At 54.7% G+C, this 1,333-nt stretch carries 2 protein-coding genes; both read right to left on the bottom strand.

Going from position 1 to position 1,333, the window contains the following annotated elements; genetic code table 11:
* Positions 1 to 63: 63 nt before the first annotated feature.
* On the bottom strand, positions 64 to 303 hold the full coding sequence (locus V6M87_RS27165) for a DUF2345 domain-containing protein (protein ID WP_332879795.1): 240 nt from the start codon (positions 301 to 303) through the stop codon (positions 64 to 66).
* A gap of 2 nt (positions 304 to 305) precedes the next feature.
* Positions 306 to 1,333, bottom strand: a 1,028-nt coding sequence (locus V6M87_RS27170; protein ID WP_332879796.1) for a type VI secretion system Vgr family protein, incomplete at its 5' end; no start/stop codon positions are given.

The following is a 1,333-nucleotide window of genomic DNA, read 5'->3' on the forward strand; positions in this document are numbered from 1 at the left end:
GAGCGAAACTGCATGGCGGTCGCGTCGCCAAAAACGTGGGAATCTTCCGAAAACGTCGATTGATCAGCGCTTCCCTAAAGTCTCCAGATTGCCGTGGAAAAGAACCGGTTTAGATGTGAAAAATTGTACAAGGTCGCTTATCTCGATCATGCATTCCGAGCCATGTAGCCGGATCCCTTTTTTTCCTTTGATATCAATCCAGTCGGCTTGACTTATAAGAGAGAGTACCTTGTTCGCAATAACTTTAATTTCATCCTCATGTGCTTGAATAGTGATCCCTCCTGCTGCAGCTATTAGTTTCATTCCTACTTTGTGAACGAAAAGACGAAAAGACGAAAAGTCTGTCTAACACTTGCGAATAAACTTTCACCTGTGGAAATGGACAAGCTTCGTCCGCTGGTCAGTGCAGTGTGCTCAATGCTAGAAATATGGGTCGATTGCTCTGTGCTTGTTTGAATACCTGCCGGGCTTGCTATTAATAAGTGCGGTTCAGCCATTTCTTGCGTCTGGGCGCCGTTGCCTCGTATTGCTTTAAATTGTGCGCGTAAGACGTCAGCCACTTCCTGCTGCTGACCGCCTTCCTGCGCAAGGGATTGCTGCGCAGCGCTTGCTAGTTCATCGTGTTGTTCGACGGCATGTGAAAGCCGTTTGGTCGTTTCCGCCAAGTCCTTCATGGCGCCCCTCGCACATTGCCGCTCTTCAGTTGTAATAATCATTCCCTTGGCAGCGCGGGCTACTCCGTGGCCATCAGTGCGCAGTTCCCATCCCTCGCCACGCAGATCCTTGCGCCCGGCATTGTCCTCAATACGCGTGATGTGCCCCAGTGACAGCTGGCTGCACTGATGATCGCTTTTCAGCTGCGCCTGAATTTTCCCCTTGGTATCGTCCAGGATCAGGTGGTTGCCGCGCGTGCCGCCCCCCATTTCCCGGCTGCGCAAACCTGCCAGCGGCGCCTGCGCCGGCAGTGCCCACGGCGGCATGTGCAGGCCGTTGTAGACCGCACCCAGTATCAAGGGGTGATCGATATTCCCGTCAGGGTAGACCACCGTGACTTCCTCGCCCACCCGCGGCAAGCGAATCTGGCCGAACTGATGGCCAGCCGCCGGCGCCATGATACGAATCCAGGGCGAACTGTTTTCGTCGTACTGCCCCAGCCGGTCCCAGTGCATCTGGATCTTGACCCGGCCGTAACTGTCCGTATGAATTTCGCTGCCAGCAGGCCCGACGACAATCGCCGTCTGCAGGCCAGGATTGACGCAGGCTTTGCTGTTGTAGCCGCGACCGGGGCGCCAGCGAATCCTGCTGCGAACGCAGGTGAAGGTATTTTTGTAGT

The organism is Massilia sp. S19_KUP03_FR1, from assembly GCF_036688685.1.
Classification (GTDB): domain Bacteria; phylum Pseudomonadota; class Gammaproteobacteria; order Burkholderiales; family Burkholderiaceae_D; genus JALYUM01.

What these genes read in the sequence shown, in the direction of transcription:
- V6M87_RS27165 (WP_332879795.1), bottom strand. Translation starts at nt 303, where the DNA reads ATGAAACTAATAGCTGCAGCAGGAGGGATCACTATTCAAGCACATGAG.